The following is a 24562-nucleotide window of genomic DNA, read 5'->3' on the forward strand; positions in this document are numbered from 1 at the left end:
CTATTTTTAAATTGTATCCATCGAACTAAAAATTCAATTCCGTACCAAATAAAAAAAAAGACAATCAATAGCTCTATTTGTTGCCTGATATGAATTCTTTCATGATTCACTAATACCACATGCGATTTATCTTTTTTATCCGATAAAAACACAAACGGAAAAAAAGTAAACCCACGGAATCCTTTTGGAATTAAATATTTAAAAACTAGTACAATCATTTCATGCAAAGTTGCTAAATTTGTCGATATGAATAACGATTTAAATCCGAATAATTTAAAAGAAGGGGAAGATTTCTATTACACACCCGAAGGATACAAGTGTTTCACAGAAAAATACCATCTAAAAAGAGGCTATTGTTGTAAAAGTGGTTGCCGTCATTGCCCTTATGGTTTTGATAAAAAAACTGGAACTACCAAGAAAAAATAAAATGGATATACAATTATTCAAATACCGAATCAAAATTCACAAGTCCTATCACAGGTCTGACATTCGTTACCCTTAGTTTTCCAATTAAAGTAAAGGAAGAAAATAAATTAAACGAATTAACCCAACAAAAATGACATTTCAAGAACAAATATTAGAAGGAATTCCATCGGTTTTACCCAATCCAAAACCTTATGAAAATGAAATAAATCACGCTCCAAAAAGGAAAGAAATCCTTTCAGAGGAAGAAAAAAAATTGGCTTTAAAAAATGCTTTACGCTATTTTGAACCAGAGCATCATGCTACTTTAATTCCAGAATTTAAAGCCGAATTAGAAACGTATGGTAGAATTTACATGTATCGTTTGCGTCCAGATTACAGAATGTATGCGCGTCCTATTTCAGAATATCCTGGAAAAAGCGAACAAGCGAAAGCGATTATGCTAATGATTCAAAACAACTTGGATTATGCTGTAGCCCAACATCCTCATGAATTAATTACTTATGGAGGAAATGGAGCGGTTTTTCAAAACTGGGCACAATATCGCTTAACTATGAAATATTTGGCCGAAATGACCGAAGAACAAACTTTAGCCATGTATTCGGGTCATCCAATGGGATTATTTCCATCGCATAAAGAAGCACCAAGAGTTGTGGTTACAAATGGAATGGTTATTCCAAATTATTCCAAACCAGATGACTGGGAAAAAATGAACGCTTTAGGTGTTTCGCAATACGGACAAATGACTGCTGGAAGTTATATGTACATTGGTCCGCAAGGAATTGTGCATGGAACAACAATCACTGTTTTAAACGGTTTCCGAAAAATTAAAAAAGCTCCAAAAGGCGGATTATTTGTAACATCTGGATTAGGCGGAATGAGTGGCGCTCAACCAAAAGCAGGAAATATTGCAGGCTGTGTAACGGTTTGTGCCGAAGTAAATCCGAAAATCACACACATTCGTCATTCACAAGGTTGGATTAATGAAATTGTTGAAGATATTACATTATTAGTTGCTAGAGTTCGAAAAGCACTAGAAAATCAAGAAGTAGTTTCGATTGCTTACTTAGGAAACGTAGTAGATGTTTGGGAACGCTTTGATCAAGAAAATTTACACATTGATTTAGGTTCTGACCAAACTTCTTTACATAATCCTTGGGCGGGTGGCTACTACCCTACTGGTTTTTCTTTTGAAGAATCAAATGAAATGATGGCTAATAATCCTGATAAATTCAAAGAAGAAGTTCAAAAAACCTTACGTCGACATGCTGCTGCAATCAACAAACATACTGCAAAAGGAACCTATTTCTTCGATTACGGAAATGCCTTTTTGTTAGAAGCTTCTCGTGCTGGAGCTGATATTATGGCAGAAAATCATATCGATTTCAAATATCCAAGTTACGTGCAAGACATTATGGGACCAATGTGCTTCGACTACGGATTTGGCCCATTCCGTTGGGTTTGTGCATCAGGAAATCCAGAAGATTTAGCTAAAACTGACAAAATTGCTTGTGATGTTTTAGAAGAAATGATGAAAAATTCTCCAGAGGAAATCCAACAACAAATGGCGGATAACATCCAATGGATCAAAGGCGCACAAGAAAATAAATTGGTAGTTGGTTCACAAGCTCGTATTCTTTATGCTGATGCTGAAGGTAGAATTAAAATTGCCGAAGCTTTTAATCAAGCAATTGCTCGAGGTGAAATTGGTTATGTAATTTTAGGAAGAGATCATCACGATGTTTCAGGAACAGATTCTCCTTATCGCGAAACTTCAAATATTTACGATGGCTCAAGATTTACAGCTGATATGGCCATTCAAAATGTAATTGGAGACAGTTTCCGAGGCGCTACTTGGGTTTCTATTCATAACGGAGGTGGCGTTGGTTGGGGCGAAGTAATTAATGGTGGTTTTGGTATGGTTCTTGATGGTAGTAAAGAAGCATCAAGACGCTTAGAGTCAATGCTTTTCTGGGATGTCAACAACGGAATTTCAAGAAGAAGTTGGGCAAGAAACGAAGGAGCTATTTTCGCAATAAAAAGAGCTATGGAGACGCAACCTTTATTGAAAATTACCATCCCTAATATAGTAGACGATTCATTATTATAGTTTAAAGTTAATGGGAATCAACTTTAAACTTGAAACTCAAAACTTTTAAACCTATTTATATGAAAACATTAAAATTACTTTCAATTCTATTTATAGTTACTTTGGCTTCCTGCAGTTCTGTAAATGTCAATGCTGACTATGATAAAAATGCTTCATTTAGCAATTACAAAACGTATGCTTACATGAAGAATAACTTAGATAATATTGCCATTTCGGATTTTGATAAAAAAAGAATCTTAAATGCGATTGATGAAGTTATGGCTACTAAAGGTTTTACGAAGTCGGAAAATCCAGATATTATTGTAAATATCTTCACTAAAGAACGTGAACGTGTAGAAGTTTATCAAAATTATGGATTTGGCTGGGGTTGGGGACCTTATTGGGGCATGGGAATGAATCGTCCTGCAGTTACAACCACACCCGAAGGAACCCTTTTTCTTGACTTTGTAGATACAAAAACAAAAGAATTAGTTTGGCAAGGACAAGGAACAGGTTATCTTACCCAAAATAGAGATAAGAAAGAGGCCGTAATAAAAGAATTTGTAAGTAGAATATTAGCACAATATCCACCACAGATAAAAAAGGAGAATTAAGTTTCTCCTTTTTTTATTTATTAATGTTAAATTAATAATGGGATGATTAGTTTTAGTAAATTTGCATCCGCTTTTCAAATAAAGTAAATTACGAAATGAATTTTTTTAAAATTTTGACGCTATTAATTGGCTTATTTTTAATTTCAAATAAAAGTTTTTCACAGTGTTTTGAAATTGAAAGTATTTTAGTGGATGCATGTGATAACGGTGCCGACGAAGCATATAATGAAATGTTCCGAATGCGAATTGGCGGAACAGCATTAAATACAAGTACTCTAAGCATTAACTGGCCAGCACAAACTTGGCTTGGATTAGTTCAAAATGCAACAACAGCCTCAAAAGTTACCCAATTAAATGCTGCTATTACTGCTGCTGGTGGATGTGGTCAAATTTTAGAACCAACTGGTGGGGTTCTCCCTGCTAATTCGACTGTAATTGTGGTTACGAGTCCAAATTTAGACACCACTCTAAACTCATTTGGTGCCTTAACTTCAAATATTTACATGATTTTCCAAAACACTCCAGCATCAGCAAATGCAGGACATTTTGGAAACTATAATGCAACACCAGCTACACGAACCCTAACTGTTACATTTGGAGCAGGATGTTCAGATAGTGTAACTTATCAAAGAGCGAATTTAGTTAATATTTTTGGAGCTGTTGGTGGTTCTGTAGCCGATTTAAATGGTTCTACTGTCAACTTCACTCCATCTGGAACAGCGTCTTATGTGAATAATGGTTGTATTGCTCCTGTTCAACCTTTTACTGTTGATGCTGGTAATACTCCTGTTACTGCATGTGCAGGACAAACGATTAACCTAACAGGTACTGCACAAGGACAAACTAGTGTTTTATGGACAGCAGGATCAGGTATTTTTTCTACTCCTAATAACTTATCAACTTCCTATACTGTTCCTTTAACAGCTACAAGCGGTAGTTCAATAACTTTAACATTAACAGCTACAAATTCTTGTGCTGCTTCAATTTCAGACACTGTAATTATTAATGTTGGGGGACCAAGTTTAACATTAACTTCAGGAACGGCTTCTCAAAATATTTGTTTGAATACTCCTATGTCGCCAATTACTTATACTTTTGGTGGTAGTGCAACTGGAGCAACGGTTACAGGTTTACCTAGCGGTGTCAGTTTTGTAGTTTCGGGAAATACTGTTACAATTAGCGGAACTCCTTCTACAACAACAGGTTCACCATTTAGCTATACGGTAACAACATCGGGTGGTTCGTGTGGAAATGCTACTTTAAATGGAACTCTTTCTGTGAATACTGCTGGTTCTTTGAATTTATTTTGTGATGGTCCAAATTCAACACCTACTTCATTAGCTTTTGATTTTAGTAATGTAGGGCAAAGTAGTTTTACCTACAGCTATACAATAGATGGTGGAACACCAATCACAGGAACTCATATTTCGCCATCCAATTTTACAGTATCTGGCTTAACACCGGGACAAGTCGTAGTTTTTACTATTACAGCTAATGGTGTAGGATGTGTACCACCCGAAACCGTAAGTTGCACCACCTCATGTCCTAGTCCTACGTTAACTTTAACATCAGCAACAGGAACAAACACTCAATCAACATGTATTAATTCAGCTATTACTCCTATTTCCTATACTTTTGGAAATGGAGCTACCGGAGTTACTGTTACTGGATTACCTACTGGAGTAAACTTTACTACTTCAGGAAATAATGTTACTATTTCTGGGACACCATCTACAACGACAGGTTCGCCATTCTCTTATACTATTACAACGACAGGTGGTACTTGTGGAAATGTAACTCTTAACGGAACTATTACGGTAAATTCCAATCCAACTTTAGTTTTAAGTTCTGCTGTAGCCACTACAAGTCAATCGGTTTGTATTAATACTCCAATAAATACCATCACTTATACTTTTGGAGGAAGTGCTACAGGAGCTTCTGTTACAGGACTTCCAACCGGCGTTACTGCGACAACTTCTGGAAATACTGTAAATATCTCTGGGACACCAAGTACCACAACTGGATTGCCATTTAGTTATACGATTGTTACAACTGGAGGATCATGCGGCACTATATCTCTAAACGGAACAATTACTGTAAATCCTAATACTACTCTAGTTTTAAATTCTGCTTCAAGTACAACAAGTCAATCGGTTTGCATGAATACCAGCATTACTCCTATCTCCTACACTTTTGGTAATGGAGCTACTGGAGTTACCGTTACAGGATTACCTACTGGAGTAAACTTTACTACTTCAGGAAATACTATTACTATTTCTGGGACACCAACTACAACGACGGGTTCGCCCTTTTCTTACACTATTACAACGACAGGCGGTACTTGTGGAAATGTGACTCTAAACGGAACTATTACGGTAAATTCAAATCCAACTTTAGTTTTAAATTCTGCTGTAGCTACTACCAATCAATCGGTTTGTATTAATGCTCCTATAAATACCATCACTTATACTTTTGGAGGAAGTGCTACAGGGGTATCAGTTACTGGACTTCCAACAGGAGTTACTGCTACAACTTCTGGAAATACTGTAAATATCTCTGGAACACCAAGCACCACAACTGGATCGCCTTTTAGCTATGCGATTGTTACAACTGGAGGGTCATGTGGAACAACAACTCTTAATGGAATTATTACGGTTAATCCTAATACTACTCTGATTTTAAATTCTGCTCCAAGCACAACCAATCAAACGGTTTGTATGAATACCAGCATTACTCCTATCTCCTACACTTTTGGAAATAGCGCTACTGGAGTTACTGTTACTGGATTACCTACTGGAGTAAACTTTACCACTTCAGGAAATAATGTGACTATTTCCGGTACACCATCTACAACAACGGGTTCGCCCTTTTCTTATACTATTACAACGACTGGCGGTACTTGTGGAAATGTGACTCTTAACGGAACTATTACGGTAAATTCTAATCCAACTTTAGTTTTAAGTTCTGCTGTAGCTACTACAAGTCAATCGGTTTGTATTAATACCCCAATAAACACCATCTCTTATACTTTTGGAGGAAGCGCTACAGGAACTTCGGTTACAGGACTTCCAACAGGAGTTACTGCGACAACTTCTGGAAATACTGTAACTATTACCGGGACACCAACTACTACAACCGGATCGCCATTTAGCTATTCCATTGTTACGACTGGAGGATCATGTGGAACAACCACTCTTAACGGAACTATTACGGTTAATCCTAACGTTTCTTTAATTTTGAATTCTGCTGCGAATACTACAAACCAAACCATTTGTGGTAGTACCAACATAACTCCTATCTCCTACACTTTTGGAAATGGAGCTACCGGAACAACAGTCACAGGTTTACCAGCAGGTGTTACCGCTTCGACCTCTGGGACAACGGTAACTATCAGTGGGAATCCAACTGGAGTTATTGGAACACCCTACAATTACACCATAACTACTATTGGCGGATGTGGCTCACAAAGTTTAACAGGAACTATTACCTTAACTAATGGTACAATTCCAACTTTTACCCAAGTACTGCCTATGTGTGCTGGAGCAACTTCGTCACCGCTTCCAACAACATCAAATAATGGTATCACTGGAACTTGGTCACCAGCATTTAACAATAATGCAACAACAACTTATACCTTTACTCCTACTTCAGGGCAATGTGCTTTGAATACTCAAATGACAATTCAAATATATCCAGCACCAACTGTAACTGCAACGAATTTAAATCCAACGTTTTGTTCAGGAGGCACAACTAATATTCAGTTAAGCAGTACTGTTCCAGGAGCCATTTTCTCATGGACCGTTACCGGAGTGAATGTGTTAGGAGCAGCAGGTGGAAACGGTAATTCTATTAATCAACTGTTAACCGTTAGTCCTGGAACTACAACAACAGTGGAAGTTATCTACACAATTGTAGCAGAAGCAAATGGTTGCGTAGGCACACCAACACAAATTCGAGTTCAAGTTAATCCAATACCCGATGTAATAGTTTCAAATAACCCAGGTCCAATTTGTTCAGGAGAGACTACTAATATTTCGTTTACAGGAAGTGTTCCTGGAACAGTGTTTAGTTGGGTAATTACTAACATTACAAACCTAGCAGGAGCTTCTAATGGAACAGGAACTAGTATTCAACAGACTTTAACAACAACTGGATTATCTCAAGGAAGTGTAACCTATCAAATTACTCCAACGTTCAATGGATGTGTAGGAACACCACAATCAGTAACGGTTTTAGTAAATCCGCGTCCAGAACTATTTACCAACCCTACTCATCCTCCAATTTGTAGTGGTGAAAACACTAGTATTAGTGTTAGTACATTTAACAACAATACTACATTTACTTGGACTGTAAATGCGGTTGGAGTTAATGGTGCTTTATCTGGAACTTTTACTGGATTGTCAACCCTAATTATCCAATCTTTAACAACTAGCGACAACACTCAAGGTTATGTAGATTATACCATTGTACCAAGTTCATCTGGCTGTACTGGAACACCAATTACAGTTAGAGTATATGTTAATCCATTACCTGCACCAATTTTAACTGATGGCGCAATTTGTGTGGATGAATTTGGAGTTCCATTCCAATCCTACACATTAGATTCAGGTTTAGATAATGCTACTTATGATTTTGTATGGTATTTTAATGGAGTCGCGATTCCAAATTCAAACAATGCTACTTATACTGCAAATGCAGTAGGAACTTATGGTGTAATTGCTACAAATAGTGTTACGAATTGTGTTTCTTCAGATGTTACAACTATGGTAACTGCAAATGTCACTTCAGTAACACCAGCTGCAAGTATGGCTGTAACCCAAAGTGCTTATTTTAGTGGAAATGCCACTTTAACAGTGAATGTAACAGGAGGAAGCGGAACACTAATGTATTCTTTAGACGAAGGAACATTACAATCGTCAAATGTGTTTACAAATGTAAGTTCTGGACCCCATACCATAACCGTAATTGACACACAAGGATGTACTTATTTAACTTATACATTATTGGTAATTGACTATCCACAATACTTCACTCCAAATGGAGATGGCATCAACGATACTTGGTACATTGCTGGTTTACAAAACACTGATATAATCAATATTTTTGACCGATATGGCAAATTAATCAAACAGTTAAAAGGAGAAGAATTTTGGGATGGTACTTATAACCAAGAACTACTTCCATCAACAGATTATTGGTTTACAGTAGACTATTTGGAAAATGGTGCTAAAAAACAATTTAAAGCGCATTTCGCCATGAAACGATAATTAAAAAAGAGTTAGTTTTTACTAGCTCTTTTTTTTACAAACATTTCAATTCTTACAAAAAAAATTGTAGTAATTTTGCCCTATCTCTCTACAACTATAAAAATGGAAAACTCAAAAAAAACATTACTCGTTAAAATTCTCAAAGTAACGGGAATCACTTTTATTATTTCATTACTAATCATTGTATTATTACCGATCGTTTTTGCTGATACCATTACAGAAAAAGTAAAAATATTAGCCAATAAAAACTTAGAAGGAGAATTAAACTTCAACGAATCAGAATTATCCTTTTTCAAACATTTCCCTTCTTTAACATTGACGTTGCACGAATTAAATCTAAATGGTTCAAAACCTTATAAAAACAAATCATTAGTTTCTGCAAAAGAAATAAGCTTTGGTATTGATGTTTGGTCAGTAGTATTTGGAAATCAGACTGAAATTGAAGAAATCTATTTAGAAGAAGCAAAAATTAATGTATTAGTCAACCAAAAAGGAGAAGCTAATTACAACATCTATAAATCGAATTCTAAAGACACGACAACTTCATCTGAAAGTGCCTCTTTAAAGTTAGAAAATATTCAAATCAATAATAGTCAGTTGGTTTATAACGATAAGTCAACTAAAATTCTTATCGAAGCAAAAGGTTTCAACTACAAAGGAAAAGGTGATTTACTAGCATCGAATTTTAGTTTAAAGACATCTGCTAGAATTGATAGTTTGAGTTTTACTTATGACAAAAGTGAATACTTAAAAAACAAGAAAGTAAAAGCGAATTTAATCACTAAAATCAATACCAACTCGCTTTCATTTATATTTGAGAAAAACGATTTAGTCATCAATAAATTACCGGTTGAATTTACTGGTTTCTTTGATTTCTTGAAAAATGGTTATCAAATGGATTTCAAATTAAAAACCGAAAACAGCGATTTAGATGACTTGTTCACTGCTTTACCTGCCGAATATGTTTCCTGGATGAACGAAACCAAAATGAAAGGAAAAACCTCAGCATTCTTAACTTTAAAAGGCAAATACATTGCTTCCCAAAATCTGAGTCCAGAAGTAAATTTCAATATTAAAGTGAGAGATGGTTATGTAAAACATGAAAAAGCGCCTTATCCCGTTGAAGATATTTTCTTGAATTTAGACACCAAACTTCCGAATTTAGACATCAATCAACTAAAAGTACGATTAGATTCGTTGTATTTTGATGTGAATAAAAACAAATTAAGCGCGATTTTAATTTCGGATGGTTTTGGAGAACAACTTAAAATTGATTCAAAAGTAAAATCAAAATTAGATTTGGCTTTTTTGAGTAATGCACTTCAAATTCCGAATTTCAAATTAGCTGGAAGTTTGGATGCCGACATTGTTTCAAAAGGAGACTACATCAAAAAAGAAAAGAAATTCCCTATTACAAAAGGAAATTTTGAAATCAAAAATGGATTAATTCAAACCGCTTATTATCCAAAACCGATTCAAAATATCAATTTAAAAGCTAACTTGAATAGTCCAACAGGTAATTTCAAAGATGCTTCTTTTATACTTTCACCAGCAAATTTCACATTTGAAGGCGAACCTTTCAACTTGAATGCTTCATTTAAAAATTTCGATGATGTCAATTATGATGTTAAAGCAAAAGGAACATTAAACGTTGCCCGAATTTACAAAGTATTCTCACAAAAAGGATTAGATGTTCATGGTTTTATCAAAGCTGATTTGAGTTTGGCAGGAAAACAAAGCGACGCTTCAAATGGAAGAATTGGTAATTTAAAAAACAGTGGAAGTCTTGAAGTAAAAAACATCAAAACCACCAGTGATTATTTAGCAAAACCATTCTTAATCGAAAACGGATTGTTCACGTTCAATCAAGACAAAATGAACTTTTCTAATTTCAATGGAAAATACGGAACGTCTGATATTTCAATGAATGGAAATTTAGAAAATGTCATCAACTTTGTCCTTTCAGAAAATCAAATTTTAAAAGGAAATTTCAATCTAACATCGAATTTTTTGAATGTTAATGAATTTATTCCAACTCTAACTTATGAAACCGATGAAGAAGTTGAAAAAACAGAAGTTTCAGGAGTAGTTGAAATTCCTACCAATTTGAATGTTTCTATCCAAACAAATGTATTAAAAACACAATACGAAGACGTTACGATTGAAAATTTAAGAGGAAATGTAATTATTCAAAACGGTAGTTTACAACTTTCAAATAGCAGCTTAGGTATCATTGGTGCTAACGCTAAAATGGATGCTTTTTATAAAAACGAAGGCTCACAAAAAGCTTATTTTGATTATAAAATCAATGCTTCTGAATTTGATATTAAACGCGCTTACAACGAAATCAAAATGTTCCGAGAAATCGTAACAGCTGCCGAAAGTGCGGAAGGAATTGTAGGCTTAAATTATTCCATCAAAGGTGTTTTAAATAATCAAATGGAACCTGTAATGCCGTCTTTAGAAGGAAGCGGAACGCTTTCAGTGAAGAAAGTTAAAATGAAAGGTTTTAAATTATTGAATGTCGTTTCGGCTAAAACCGAAAATCCAGACATCAAAGATCCTGATATTTCGAAAGTTGATATCAAAACAAACATTAAAAACAATATTGTAACTATCGAACGTTTCAAATTCAAAGTAGCTGGTTTTAGATTACGATTTGAAGGACAAACGAGTTTAGATGGTAAATTAAACTTAAAAATGCGCGTTGGGTTACCTCCATTAGGAATCATTGGAATCCCAATTAAAGTATTGGGAACACAAGAAAATCCAGATATCAAATTAGGAAGAAAATCTGAAGATTTAGAAGAAACGGAATATGTTGATGGTGTTACACCTATAAACACAACAGTTCCTACTACTACAACTCCTAATTCAACAATTCAAAAAGATAGTTTGCCCAAAATTGAACCAACGGTTCCGGTTGAAAAAGTAGACAAATAAATTTAGTAATAAGTTTTTATCAAATTCTCAAAATGTTTTCCTGCTTTGTGAAAAAGTCGTAATTTTACGTCAAACATCACAAGTAAAATTATGGAAACGCATTTTGAAAGCAATCCGCTGATTGACAGATTACCAAAACATTTAAAACAATTCATCAAACCACAAGTTTATGATGATTATACGCCTATTAACCAAGCCGTTTGGCGCTATGTTATGCGTAAAAATGTAGATTATCTTTCAAAAGTAGCCCATAGTTCGTACTTAGAAGGTTTACAAAAAACGGGAATTGAAGTAGATAACATTCCTAGCATGTATGGCATGAACCGCATTTTAAAAGAAATCGGTTGGGCAGCTGTAGCTGTTGATGGATTTATTCCACCTAATGCCTTTATGGAATTTCAAGCGTATAATGTGTTAGTTATTGCTTGCGATATTCGCCAATTAGAACATATTGAATACACTCCAGCTCCAGATATTATTCACGAAGGTGCTGGTCACGCTCCTATTATAGCGAATCCAGAATATGCTGAATATTTAAGACGTTTTGGTGAAATTGGTTGTAAAGCGATTTCATCAGCGCGTGATTATGAATTATATGAAGCGATTCGTTTACTTTCGATTTTAAAAGAAGCAGAAGACACACCTGAAGAAGAAATCAAAAAAGCGGAAGAGCAAGTGGATTTCTTGCAAAATAATATGGGTGAACTATCGGAAATGTCTCGTATCCGAAATTTACATTGGTGGACAGTCGAATACGGTTTGATTGGAACAGTTGACAATCCAAAAATCTATGGTGCAGGATTACTTTCTTCAATAGGAGAAAGTGCTTGGTGTATGACGGATAATGTGAAGAAAATCCCATATGATATTTCGGCTGCCGATCAAAGTTTTGATATTACAAAACCGCAACCTCAACTTTATGTAACTCCAGATTTCGCACATTTGAGTTCTGTTTTAGAAGAATTTGCAAATAAAATGGCATTACGAACTGGAGGATTATCAGGAATTAAAAAATTGATTAATTCTAAAGCTTTAGGAACTATCGAATTAAGCACAGGACTTCAAATTTCTGGTGTTTTTACCAATGTTATAGAAGACGAAGGAAAACCTGTTTATGTTCGAACTACTGGAAAAACAGCTCTATCCTACAGAGAAAAAGAATTAGTCGGTCACGGAACAGAATATCATGCTGAAGGTTTTGGTTCGCCTATCGGTAAACTAAAAGGCATCAACTTGGCGATTGAAGAAATGAGTCCAAGAGATTTGCGTGCGTATGATATTTACGAAGGCGAACAAGTAACTTTAGAATTTGAAGGCAATATCAAAGTAACAGGTGAAATTGTAACAGGAACACGCAATTTACAAGGCGAAATCTTATTGATTAAATTCAAAAATTGCACCGTAACTCATAATGACACCGTTCTTTTCCAACCCGAATGGGGTATTTATGATATGGCGGTAGGTAAAAAAGTTATTTCTGCTTTTTCGGGTCCTGCAGATGTGAATAGTTTTGATATGATTAATCACGTTCCGTCTTCGCAAACGATTAAACAGAAAAAATCGGCAGAAAGAGAAGAATTAGAAAAACTATACTTAAGTGTTCGCAATATTAGAGAAGGAAAACCTGCTACAACTACTTTAAAAGAAGCATTTGCTTCGGTTTCTGCTGGACATCCAAACGATTGGTTGTTATCTGTTGAAATTGCGGAATTGGCGAAAAAAGAAGGAAATTCAGATTTAGCAGATAAAGTTCTAAATCACTTGGAGAAAGTAAAAAGCAATCGTCCAGAAATTGTGCATTTAGTGGATAATGGATTGGAGTTGATTTTTGAGAAAGAAGGGATTGTTTAAACACATAGCCACAATAGATTTAACTTGATGTTGATTTAAGTCGTTTCACTTATCATAGAAAACAATAGAAAATCATATTATTAAATCTTCCAAATTTCAAACGTAACTTTTGTTACTGAAAAGATTTTCAATCAAGTATATCTTTGTCAAAAAAAAGAAACAATTATGGGAATTTTAGATTTTTTAGGATTAGGAAGTAAAACAAATGATGTACAAGAATATGTTCAAAAAGGCGCTATTATTTTAGACGTAAGAACGCCAGAAGAATTTAGAGAAGGGCACATCAAAGGTTCAAAGAATATTGCTTTACAAGTATTAAGCGGAAATATTGAAACCATCAAAAAATGGAACAAACCGATTATCGCTTGTTGTCGTTCAGGAATGCGAAGTGGTCAAGCTACTTCGATTTTACAACAACACGGAATTGATTGCATCAACGGTGGTGGTTGGCAAAGTTTAGAGAGTAAATTATAATAGAAAGTCCCGATTGAATCGGGATTTTTCTTTATCGCTATTGAATCACTACATCTGTAAAACTACCATAAATTCTAGTAAGTCCTGTACCTGATCTAAACGCTTCAAAAGTACCGGATAGTTTTCCATTGGCATTAGAAGTTATTACAACTTGTCCTCCAGTTGCCACATACATCGGATTAACACCTGTGTAAGTAAAAAAAACACTAGAATTGTCAATAGTATAAGTTCCCGGACTTGCTGCTGTTAAGTTAATTTCGAATAGCGTAACATTGTTAGCATCTTTTGCAATTAGCGTATTAAAAGCAGCTGTAAAATAAGCACTATTAGCATAATTTATTGGCGCATCTACAAGATTTTCTCGCCAAACAAAACCTGATGGGCCTGGTGAAGTATCGTTATCATTTTCCTCGTTATCATTAGAACAAGAAGTTATTACCATTGTAAAAAGTATTAGTAAAATTTGAATTCCTTTTTTCATAAGTATAAATTTTTATTTTTTTAGAATTTTTAAAGTTTTGGTTTGTTGATTTACAGTTTGAATATGTATTAAATAAACTCCAGATTGCAAGGCTGACAGATCCATTTCATATTGAAGCACATTACACTTTTGTTTCAAAATTTGTTTTCCATCTAATGAAAATAATACAATCTCATTTATTGCGTCATTTGCAGTAATAAAAATCTTGTCAGTTACTGGGTTGGGATACACTTTTAAGGGTTTATCATTAAAGTCATCTAACCCGAGTGCAGTATTTGTTAACCTCCACAACTCACCTGTACTTCCTAATGTTGTTCCGCCTTTAAAAAACATACTACCATTATAAACTTCCAGTTCTTTGGGAATAACGGTTAATGCTGTCGTTGACTGTATAGATGACGAATTTAAACTTGAATTTCTGGCTACATTTACAGTCCCTGCTGGAGTTCCATCTGTTACGGATAAACCCACATAACTTGGATGAGAATTTGTTTTCATAAAATACAATTGATTATTATAAACAATGGAAACAAAACCTAATCCAAAAGAATTATCAAAATAACTAATATCAGTTGAGGGCTTATTTAAAACCACAGAAAGTGTCTCAGTAATAGGATTAAGTTTGTACAAAACTAATTTATCATTGTGATTTCCATTAACATCACCAATACTTCCTTGAAAATACAATTCATTATTATAATTTCTCATCTCATTGAACGGTGTATCATCTGAAGTACCTGTATCGCCATAAAAACCTGGACATCGATGTAAATACGTAACATTTCCATTAGTATCTACTTTCCATATTCCTTGATTGTAAGCATTTGCTCTACTTCTGGCATAAACAAATAACTTATCATTTGCAACAGTAAATCCTGTAGCTAAACCTAAATCTCCCACTAATGAAGTTCCTGCACTTGTTCCATCTGTTGAAAACAGCGTATAATTTGCATAATATCCGTAAGGATAAGTAGTTACATAAGGCATACAAGCAAAATATAGTTTATTATTAAAAACTTTCATAGGAGTATAAAGATAATTGCTACCAGAATAAAAGGCTCCGTTTCGATCAGATGTAGTACTTGCATAACCATCTAAATCTACTACTTTAGAAGTACCAGCTGTTGTACCATCTGTGGAGTACAGCTCAAAACCAGTTGTACCATCATTGGCGACAAAATAAAGTTTATTATTAAACACTGTAAAGTTTGGATTGTACTGAAAATAAGTACTACCCGCCGTTCCTGGATTGATGTCCTTTAATAAAGTTGTTCCTGCTTGTGTACCATCTGTAGACCAAATTTCTTGTCCATAAGTTGGATTTGTTGCAATAAAATATAACCTGCCATTAAACTCTTTAAAAAATCTAATATTATTTAAAAAAGTGTTTTGGAATACTTTTACAGTTCCTGCGTTAGTTCCATCTGTAGACCAAAGTGAATTTGGGGTTTGATTGTAGACATCATCTGAAGCTGTAAAAAACAGCTTACCATTAAATACACCAGTTCTATTTTTAAATTCCTTAGGATCTTCTATTGCTGCTTCAAACGCATTTGAAGATAAATAAGTTCCCACTGATGCAATTTCTTTGACTAAAGTTGTAGTTGTACCATCAAAAGCAAATAATTCTCTACCATGAGTGGTAGATGTAGCAATAAATAAAAGTTTTCCATTTAATGGAACAAAACCAACTGGTTTTTGAAGACCAGCTGCCCCTGGAGTAACTTCAATGGTTTGACTAAAAATAGAACTTGAACAAACCAATAAAAAAAGTAAAAATGATTTCATAATGATTATTTTTTACAAATATCATCCAATTTAAAAAGTCAATCAATTAGCCGAAAAGCGTATTTTTAAGTTATAAAACTAAATTGTGCTCTCAGCAAAACGAATGACAACCTTGTTGTTTGAATACAACAATACAGTAACTAAAACCTTAAAAGTGGTATTTTGCAATTCTATTTTTCTTGTCACACCATTTTTTTTATCTTCCTCAGTTATAAGGGTGGATTTGTTCTTACTATCGATTCTATATTTTATTATTTTTGACGACATAAAAGCAGCATTTATTTCATCCATAAACGCTTCAGAACCTTTTTTCTGATATTCTGATATTGCATAATAAGTGGCAAAGTCGTTATACAATAAAGTTTTGAAATCTTTAATCTTCAATTTCGATTCATTAATTTCATATCGTGTACCTTTTTCTACACCCAAATTTTTACCCTGTTTCTTGTAGAAATTTGTTGTAATAAATGTTTCAACTTCGGTGTTAAATTTGACATCCAATTGTTGTGCCTGAATTGCTACAGAATTTAGACCAATCAGGAAAATAACAAAAGACAATAGTTTTGATTTCATATTTAGTTTTTTTTTAAAATTTATATTGATATTCTATAATCGTATATAATAAATTATCATTTGTATTAATATTGGTTTGAGTGAGATATCCGTTTGCATCATATTTATTGAAATATAAAGTGACAGGCTCTCTCACTTCTGTTAAATTCCCTTTATCGTCGTATTTTTTAAACAATTCAAAAGGTTGTTTGCCTGTTACATCAGATTTAGAGCCAATTTGCAAGTTGTTTTCATAATAATATTCGTCTATAATATGATCTTGTGTTGTATATTTAAATTCAACTCGTTTGGTATACTTGTTTTTTGAAGTATAAATAAAGTCCTCTTGACATGAAACAAAACCATCATTTTCTTTAAAGATTTTGGTTTTTAGAGTACCATCAGTATTATATTTGAAGAGCATTAAATTGGTAACCACATTTTGATCTAAGGCCTTTATTTCTTGCAACTGCTGCTTTTTATTGTACGAATACATTTCTGTATAAACTAAATCCGCGTCAATTGCCTCGTATTTCATTAGTTTTTCATTTTCATACGTATAGGTAAACTGCCTTGCAGTTCCAATATCATACGATTCTGTTTTACTTTGTAAAAGATTATTTGAAAAAAAATAACTTGTTTTTTTAAACCATTTTTTATCTCCTGTTACACGATTAATTTCGTATTCGTTTACTTCTACTTCTTTAACATTGTTAGGAAATTTAAATTCTGAAGTTTTATAGCTTTCTTGAGCATGAATCTTCATCAAGAAAAAAAGAAAAAAAATTATTTTAGTTTTCATATTTGTTTGTTTTTTTATCTGTCGTTACCTTGAGCGTCAATATCATATTCAACAACGTTTAATTTAGAACCATTAAAAGGATACATTACACTTTGTTGTGTGGCTCTTTCTCTAAATTCAACCTGCACAATTAATTCTGGATTTTGCCATCTTTTGATCAACTTATTTTTAAGCGCTTCATAATCTGGATCTGCGACATCGGTAATATGATAAATTCGAGCATTCGCCACATCCTTTCCACCAATATTTTTTTGATATAAAATAATGGCTCCTTTATAAGTAAAGTCTCTAATAGGATTAATTTTTGAAAATATTTTTAAACTTATACTTTTAGACCTACTGTTTTCATGATATTCCAAAACTTTCTCTTTATTAGCATTATAATAAATTACGCCATTTACCTGATCTTTAACCAATTTATCTTGCGCATACTTTTTAGATTTCCAATTGTATTCTTTGGCTATTTGTGTGATATGAGGAAGCAAAATACTATTAAATTGTTTTTCTTTTTCACTACCAATTGGAATATAATCTACATAATAATATTCATCTGAAAAAAGCTCTTTAAGAATGAAACTATAATTGGCTTCATATCGAACTATATGCCCTTTTTCATCGTCAAAAATCCCTTGATTTACATCATAAATAGTGGTATCATAGGCTCGAGGACTTTTAACAGAGGTTCTTATTTTCTCAAAAGAATGAGCTGCATCACTTAAAATCAAGTTTACATTTGAAACTAACGAACTTTTCGATGAAACTGCTGTTGCTACTTCAGCTGTAGGTTTTCGGTATAAAACATCTGTTATTAAGAGCAGCATTTTATCTTCTTGTATCACGATAGTAAAAACAGGTAAGCTCTCTTTATTTTCTATTGCCGTAAAACTGAAATTTTCCTCTTTTCCGTAAGACACTACTTGAAGTTGATTTTTAGCAGCAATTTCTTCAAACTGTTTGACACATTTTTGCACTTCCTCATGAATATAAACTTTAGTATTGTCGTTGTAACTCCATGCTACAAAAAAGGAAGTTACATTTTGTGCTTTATTTTTTACAATTTGAACCTCACCATATTTTACATCAATTCGCCCTGTATATTTTTCAAAATCTTCAGAATCTTCTAGTAAATTACCTTTGAAATTAGCAAACTGATTGGGTGCCTCTTTCCAAATTTTTGAAATCATAGATGATACTTCTTTTTGACCAAATAAGGAGGTATTGCAAAACAGCAATAAAAAAAGAACTGTTCGAATATATTTCATAACTTGTGATTTAAATAAATTTTTTTTTTAGTAGTACTATTTTATAAATTTTCTAATAGTTTCTAAATTAAAATCTGAACTTCCTTGTTTTGTACCGTCCTCATACTTTATTTCTGTAAAATAATAATAGGTCTCTACTTGATTTTGAGAAGTAGATTGATGCAACATTTTAAAAATAGTATTTCCTTTCTTATCAAAAACAAATTCATTTTTATAGGCCATTCCATTAAAAATCAGTTGGATTTGATTTCCCTTTTTATCTAATTTATACGATTCTACTCTTGTGTTCCCATCAGTAGTAATGGTCGATTCAGTCAACATGTTTTTTTTGTAAGTATTTTTTATTTCACTTATTATTTTATCTGGATTGTCATATACAGAATAATTAGTTATTTTTTCGACAAAATCATCTTTTGATTGATATTCAATATCTACTTGTTGAGACTTAACTGCTTTTCCATTTCTGTATTTACTTCTATCAATAGAAATCAATCGTCCTGATTCGTCATATTTGCCATTTGCAACTCTTGTCCACCCTTTTAACAAACCATCTATTTTATCATTTTTATAAACAACTTCATAGTTACTTTGGGAATCTTTTATATTTGTTAAGACATTATCCTTGTAACTGTAGCTTGCAACAAAATAATTAATAACTTCATCTTGCAGCATTCCCTTGTAAAAAGTCATTGTAGTACATCCTCTTTCTTCACTTTTGTTTTTGGTTTCATCATAAACAAAGATTTTAGTTGTAATTGAAACCACATCCTTACTCAAATTAAAATCTTTTGCTTCATATTTTACAATTTTTTCTTGAGCATTTGTTATCCATTGAAGCAATAACATAATTAAAACAAACTTACTTTTCATTTTTTTTATTTTTTTTATACAATTAAATTACGTGGTCTAATGAAAGATATTTTTTCATCAGTTTGCTATTTTTATTAATTCATCTACCAAATCTCTTTGAATTTGATTGGCATCTACTGTGTATGATTTACTTGTTGGATTGAAAGTACTATTCTGTTTAAAAATCTCATCTGTAACTGATTTAAACTCTTCAGGACTAGCAGTTTCTTTAAAATGTTTCATAGACTTTAATGCATTTTCGGCACCCACATAATAAGATGGTAAATGATCTATAAAATATAAAGTAAATGCCGTGTTACACCCTTTTTCTAACATACTATTAGCATAATCTAATATTTTGTTTTTACTAGAATCTGTATAACCCAATTCATCCAAGTAAAACATATAAGCTCTGATACTATTTTTATCGCAGAGTGCTGCTAAGGGCTTAAAAAATTTAAACTTAGGATTATTTTTATCAAATGAGGTATAATAAGTACTATAAATTGTTCCTTTTCCTCCTGAATTTAATACTTTAAAGTCGTCTAAAAGCACCACTTCCATAGGCTCTAAACCATACCGATCACATAATTCAAGAATACCTTCAAGTGTTTTGCTTTTTTCAGAATATCCAATGAGACCAAATTTAATATCCTTTATTTTTTCATCGTTTTTTTTATGTCTTTTTTCCCATTCTTTAGAACTGGCTTTTTCATTATCCCTTTTAAATATAATATTGCCGTGCTCAATTGGATTGTAATTTCCTTCGATTAAACCTTTCATAAGCATTAAAACCGTTTCAGGATATTTTTGGTCTAAATACTGATACAAATCATAATATTTATCATAATTACCAAACAAAATTTTGGAATCGTTTCGACTATTATAAAAATTCACAAAAAGAGTAATAAATGCATTATCTATTTTTATTTCTTCCTGTGGGAATCGCTTTTGAAGCTGAAACACATATTCTAAATTTTGATTGGCATTCAAACCTTCTAACGAACTTAACTTCAATATTTTGCTTAAAAGTTCATCTAATCCGGCTGTATTTATAGTCTTTTCGACCTCAATTAAGGCTAATAATTCGGTCATTTTTTGTTCATAATTAGGTTTTAAAACCCCATTACTCATTAATTCAAACTTAATATAAGTATCTCTTTCTGCTGTACTCATTGGAATTCCATTTTCTGCTACATACGAAATAGCTTTATGGGCTGTTGCTCGATAAACAGATTCTTCAACTTCTCGATATTTTTCCCATTTCTCACGTTGTTCTTTTTCTAATTTCTCTTGTTGCTTTAAAAATGCTTGAACTTCAATGTTTTTTTGTTCGCGCTCGCGTTTTGCGCGTTCTTTTTCTGCATCCTTTTCAGATTTATAATCATACAAAACACTTGATGAAAATCTGGGTGAATTATTCGTATTATTCCTCCTACTAATGTACTCTTGAATATCACGAGATTCTCTTCTAATCATATCCGTATAATCAGCATACTGCGCTTGTGTAGTACCAAAACAAAATAAAAGCAAAATAAAAAACTTAAAATGCATAATAACAGAATTAAAATTTGTTAAAAATAAATGGAAAGTAAACAAAAAAAAATACGCCGTTTGGCGTATTTAAATAAGTCTATTTTCTCGTGCTTTTTGAATGAGTTCTATTCTGTTGTGTGCTTGAAGTTTTCGATAAATATTTTCAATATGTTTTTTCACGGTAAAAAAAGAAACATTCAAGTTACTTGCAATATCTTTATTTTTTAGTCCTTTAGATAATTGTTCTAATACTTCTATTTCTCTTTCTGAAAGCTGAATAACTTCTTCTGATTTAGAAAAGTCTACTGGATTTTTTAACAACTTTAATGTTTTCATTGCTATTGAAGGTGTCATTACAGCTCCTCCTTTTAAAATATCGCGTATTGCTTCAATCAATTTTTCTGAATCAACATCTTTAAGCAAATAACCATCAGCACCTGCTTTAATTGCATTAAAAATATTTTCATCGTTGTCAAAAACAGTATTAATAATGATTTTAATTTGAGGATACTTCGTTTTTATTTCTCTTGTTGCTTCTATACCATTAAGAATAGGCATTTCTATATCCATGAGAATAACGTCTAAAGTATTATTAACCTGAAGTAAATCTATAATTTCTTTACCATTAAAAGCTTTGTATTTAATTAATATTTCAGGATTGTCTAATTTTTCAATTATAGTTCGCATTAAAAAAGTATTATCCTCAACAATGGCTATTTTAATCATAATGGTATGGAAATTAAAATGTTTGTTCCTTTACTTTTTTCAGATAGTATATCAACTGTTCCATCTAACTGAGAAACTCTATTTTTTATGTTATGAATACCATTCCCATCAACATCATCTAAATTGAATCCAACGCCATCATCAATAATTGAAATAGATAACGATTGGTTTTTAGTTAAGACATCTATAGTAACCTTATTGGCATTAGAATGTTTTACTGCATTGTTGATTATTTCCTGAAAAACTCTCATTATAGTGATACCAAATTTTGAATTAAAATTTAAATCCGAATTTATATCAATGTTTGATTTAAATTTAATTTGTTCAGATGAATCTTGAGCGTTTTTAATAAAATTTATCATTCTGGCTCTTAATTCTTCTCCGTTTAGATTGTTTGGGTTAAGCACCCAAATAGTATCTCTAAGTTCTGAAATAGTTTGCTTAGTAAAATCTGAAACAGCGGCAAGCTTCATTTTATTTTTTTCATCTTTAATACCATCTGATTTTCGAAGACTTTCGATTATTGAATTAATAAATGTAAGCTGTGCACCTATGTTGTCATGCAATTCACGAGAAATTTCGATTTTTTGTTCATGAAGCTTGGTGGTTAATTTTACTTCGTTTAATTTACTTTGAAACATTAAATCAGCCTTTTGTTTTTTTGATTTATAGTAAAATAAAGCCGCAATTACAACTAATGCAAATAGGATTATACCTATCCAAATTTTCGCTTCTTCATATTGGAGTTGCTTTTCTAAAATAAGCTTTTCTTTTTCTTCTTTTTGATGAATTACTTGATAAACTGCTTGAGTAGTTTCCTTTTTTTCATTCATTAATTCTTTATAAACTTTTAAATAGTCTTTCGAATATTTAGAAGCTTCTTTAAAATTATTGTTCTTTTCGTAAAATTCCTGCAGTAACGCATAGTTTTTTAGTAAGCCTGGTTTGTAATTTATTTGATTAATTATTTTCGCACTTTTATTAATGTAATCAAACATTAATTTCTCATTTCCTTTGAAAGCATGCAGGTTTGCTAAATTTGTATACGTATCGGCAATTTGCTTTTTATGCTTAACTTTCAAATCAATTGCTAAACATTCTTTAAAAGCAAGTTCAGCTTTTTCTAATTGATTAGAATACAAATAGCAATTAGCTTTATTGTCAAGAAACATGACTTTTAAAACATCAGCATCCAAATCATCACAAATTTTGATACAAGTTTCGTCTATCCTTAGAGCTTCATCAAATTTACCACTCATACCAGCAATGTTTGCTAAAGTGTGAGATGCAATTAAATATGGTGGTTGAGAGGTATTATTTTTAAGTATAGCTATTGCTTGGTTAGAATAACTTATCGCTGTTTTTAAATCATTTTTTTGATAATAAAGCTGTCCAATATTGGCAAGAACTCCTGAAATTTTTAGTGTATCACCTATAGAAACTGCACTTTTTTTTGCTTTTAAATAATTCTTTAGTGATTCATCGTAATTACCAGAGTTCTTAAAATAATTTGCTTTTGCTAAGATTACGTGATAAAAAAGGCTATCATTTGGATAAATTGCCAAATTTTGTTCTGCAGAAATTATTTCTTTCATCAAAAGAAGCTCTTTTCCTTCTTTCTGGTAATCAAAAATTTTTGCCACTTTAACAACTGTTTTAAAAGGCAAATCTTCCACTTTTGAATATGATTCTAAACTATCAATTATTCTTTTTTGATTGGAATTAATCTTATATTTACTGCTATAAATCTCATTATATAGTCTAATGATCTTTTTTTGATTTTCAGTAAATTGATTTTCTTTAGAGCAAGAAAAAAGAATTAAACATATAGCAATACATTTTAGAAAAAAAAGGCATTTATTCATTCTCAATATCATTAAATATTAAAAGTAAATCTTTTTGAATTTTTTTTAACTTTAAAAGGGAATCATCTATAATTTTTGATAAAACATCGCTTTTAAGTTTAAGCAAATTAGCTTTTTTTTCTTGCATTTCAATTATTGAGTCTTTGTTTTTTTTTGTTGCCATGAAAAAAATATTTTGACAACAAAATTGAAACTAATTAATTATAAAATCAATACGCTAAACGGCTTATTAATTTGACCTAAAATCAGAATACGTACTTTTTACAATAATTTCTGAATTCACATAAGGATTTCCCGCGTTTGAAATTATGATTTTCGTTGGATTTCCTTCAGTATCATATTCGTATTGATATAGCGTTGGTGTTTCGTTGTCTTTTTGTTCGGAGATTACATTTCGTTTTTCATCGTACTGATACACTATTTTACTTTTTAAATCGAAAATCTGATAGTTTCCTTCTATTAACAAGCCGTTTTTATAAATTTCGATTGATAAATTTGCTTCTTTCTTAGCATCTTTATAATAAGAAGTTTTGGTATAACTATCTTCAGAAGTGTAATTAGAATATTCGGTAATTTCAGAAAAATCGGTTTCTTTTTCTCTACAAACTGATTTTATTAATCGATTCTGCTTGTCGTACGAATACTTAGTTTCCGAAAACAATCTGCCTTGCACAAATTCTTGAGATTTGGTTAATCGCAATTCTTTATCATAGAAAAATAAGGTTTTGTCTTGTGTTTCACTTAACTTGTAGTCGGTAATTTTTGAAACCAAAGAATTATCAATATTGAAATTGTATTTTGTAATTTCTTTCGCATCGCCCAAATCCACAACTACTGAATCTAAATATTGATTGTAAAACGTATAAATTTCCGTTTTTGACCATTCTTTTGCATTGGTTTCTGGATTGAAATAATAGATTTCTTTTTGGATAGTTTGCGTTTTTGGCGACCAATTAAAATGTGATGTTAGAAATTGCTCTTGCGCTTGTAAACTCAATCCGAATAAAGCAATAATTGAAATTACTAAACTTTTCATATTT

18 protein-coding genes are annotated in these 24562 nt (G+C 32.2%); 7 read left to right on the plus strand and 11 right to left on the minus strand.

The features are described 5' to 3' along the window. Nucleotides 1-246: 246 nt before the first annotated feature. From IM755_RS00560 to IM755_RS00590, 7 genes are all read left to right on the plus strand, one after another. Entirely contained in the window at nt 247-426 is a 180-nt protein-coding gene (locus IM755_RS00560; protein WP_111567629.1) for a DUF5522 domain-containing protein, read from the plus strand. Nucleotides 427-556: 130 nt separating this feature from the next. Further along, nucleotides 557-2533 carry a urocanate hydratase gene (locus IM755_RS00565; RefSeq protein ID WP_194093141.1) on the plus strand — a complete coding sequence of 659 codons (1977 nt, stop codon included), beginning with the start codon at nt 557-559 and terminating at the stop codon, nt 2531-2533. Between the two features lie 59 nt (nt 2534-2592). Then, nucleotides 2593-3126 (plus strand): DUF4136 domain-containing protein, encoded by a 534-nt coding sequence (locus tag IM755_RS00570; protein WP_194093142.1) that lies wholly within the window; start codon nt 2593-2595, stop codon nt 3124-3126. A 95-nt stretch (nt 3127-3221) separates the two neighbouring features. Next, on the plus strand, nt 3222-8393 hold the full coding sequence (locus IM755_RS00575; RefSeq protein ID WP_194093143.1) for a T9SS type B sorting domain-containing protein: 5172 nt from the start codon (nt 3222-3224) through the stop codon (nt 8391-8393). Nucleotides 8394-8495: 102 nt separating this feature from the next. Continuing rightward, nucleotides 8496-11336 carry an AsmA family protein gene (locus IM755_RS00580; RefSeq protein ID WP_194093144.1) on the plus strand — a complete coding sequence of 947 codons (2841 nt, stop codon included), beginning with the start codon at nt 8496-8498 and terminating at the stop codon, nt 11334-11336. Nucleotides 11337-11426: 90 nt separating this feature from the next. After that, the gene (locus tag IM755_RS00585; RefSeq protein ID WP_194093145.1) at nt 11427-13187 is read left to right on the plus strand and encodes an aromatic amino acid hydroxylase; all 1761 of its coding nucleotides are present in this window, start codon (nt 11427-11429) and stop codon (nt 13185-13187) included. A gap of 165 nt (nt 13188-13352) precedes the next feature. Beyond that, a complete protein-coding gene (locus IM755_RS00590; protein ID WP_194093146.1) occupies nt 13353-13661 on the plus strand; it encodes a rhodanese-like domain-containing protein in 309 nt (102 codons plus the stop codon). Nucleotides 13662-13698: 37 nt separating this feature from the next. Here the strand turns inward: IM755_RS00590 and IM755_RS00595 are convergent, their stop codons facing one another. The 11 genes from IM755_RS00595 to IM755_RS00645 form a co-directional block, all read right to left on the minus strand. Further along, a complete protein-coding gene (locus tag IM755_RS00595; protein ID WP_194093147.1) occupies nt 13699-14142 on the minus strand; it encodes a hypothetical protein in 444 nt (147 codons plus the stop codon). A 12-nt stretch (nt 14143-14154) separates the two neighbouring features. Then, the gene (locus IM755_RS00600; protein ID WP_194093148.1) at nt 14155-15930 is read right to left on the minus strand and encodes a T9SS type A sorting domain-containing protein; all 1776 of its coding nucleotides are present in this window, start codon (nt 15928-15930) and stop codon (nt 14155-14157) included. A gap of 78 nt (nt 15931-16008) precedes the next feature. Further along, entirely contained in the window at nt 16009-16503 is a 495-nt protein-coding gene (locus IM755_RS00605) for a hypothetical protein (protein ID WP_194093149.1), read from the minus strand. A 13-nt stretch (nt 16504-16516) separates the two neighbouring features. Next, nucleotides 16517-17284 carry a hypothetical protein gene (locus IM755_RS00610; protein WP_194093150.1) on the minus strand — a complete coding sequence of 256 codons (768 nt, stop codon included), beginning with the start codon at nt 17282-17284 and terminating at the stop codon, nt 16517-16519. A 14-nt stretch (nt 17285-17298) separates the two neighbouring features. Beyond that, nucleotides 17299-18468, minus strand: a complete 1170-nt coding sequence (locus IM755_RS00615) for a hypothetical protein (RefSeq protein WP_194093151.1) — start codon at nt 18466-18468, stop codon at nt 17299-17301. Between the two features lie 114 nt (nt 18469-18582). Continuing rightward, entirely contained in the window at nt 18583-19416 is an 834-nt protein-coding gene (locus tag IM755_RS00620) for a hypothetical protein (protein ID WP_194093152.1), read from the minus strand. Nucleotides 19417-19473: 57 nt separating this feature from the next. Further along, on the minus strand, nt 19474-20949 hold the full coding sequence (locus tag IM755_RS00625) for a hypothetical protein (protein ID WP_194093153.1): 1476 nt from the start codon (nt 20947-20949) through the stop codon (nt 19474-19476). Between the two features lie 69 nt (nt 20950-21018). Further along, nucleotides 21019-21657: a response regulator transcription factor gene (locus tag IM755_RS00630; protein WP_228063867.1), complete on the minus strand. Its 639-nt coding sequence runs from the start codon at nt 21655-21657 to the stop codon at nt 21019-21021. Next, the gene (locus tag IM755_RS00635; protein ID WP_194093154.1) at nt 21654-23522 is read right to left on the minus strand and encodes an ATP-binding protein; all 1869 of its coding nucleotides are present in this window, start codon (nt 23520-23522) and stop codon (nt 21654-21656) included. The genes IM755_RS00630 and IM755_RS00635 overlap by 4 nt, the downstream gene beginning before the upstream one ends. Beyond that, nucleotides 23515-23685, minus strand: a complete 171-nt coding sequence (locus tag IM755_RS00640; RefSeq protein ID WP_194093155.1) for a hypothetical protein — start codon at nt 23683-23685, stop codon at nt 23515-23517. The genes IM755_RS00635 and IM755_RS00640 overlap by 8 nt, the downstream gene beginning before the upstream one ends. Before the next feature lie 66 nt (nt 23686-23751). Then, nucleotides 23752-24558: a hypothetical protein gene (locus tag IM755_RS00645; protein WP_194093156.1), complete on the minus strand. Its 807-nt coding sequence runs from the start codon at nt 24556-24558 to the stop codon at nt 23752-23754. Nucleotides 24559-24562 lie beyond the last annotated feature (4 nt).

The sequence above is a fragment of the Flavobacterium proteolyticum genome (assembly GCF_015223105.1).
In the GTDB taxonomy this organism is placed as follows: Bacteria; Bacteroidota; Bacteroidia; order Flavobacteriales; family Flavobacteriaceae; genus Flavobacterium; species Flavobacterium proteolyticum.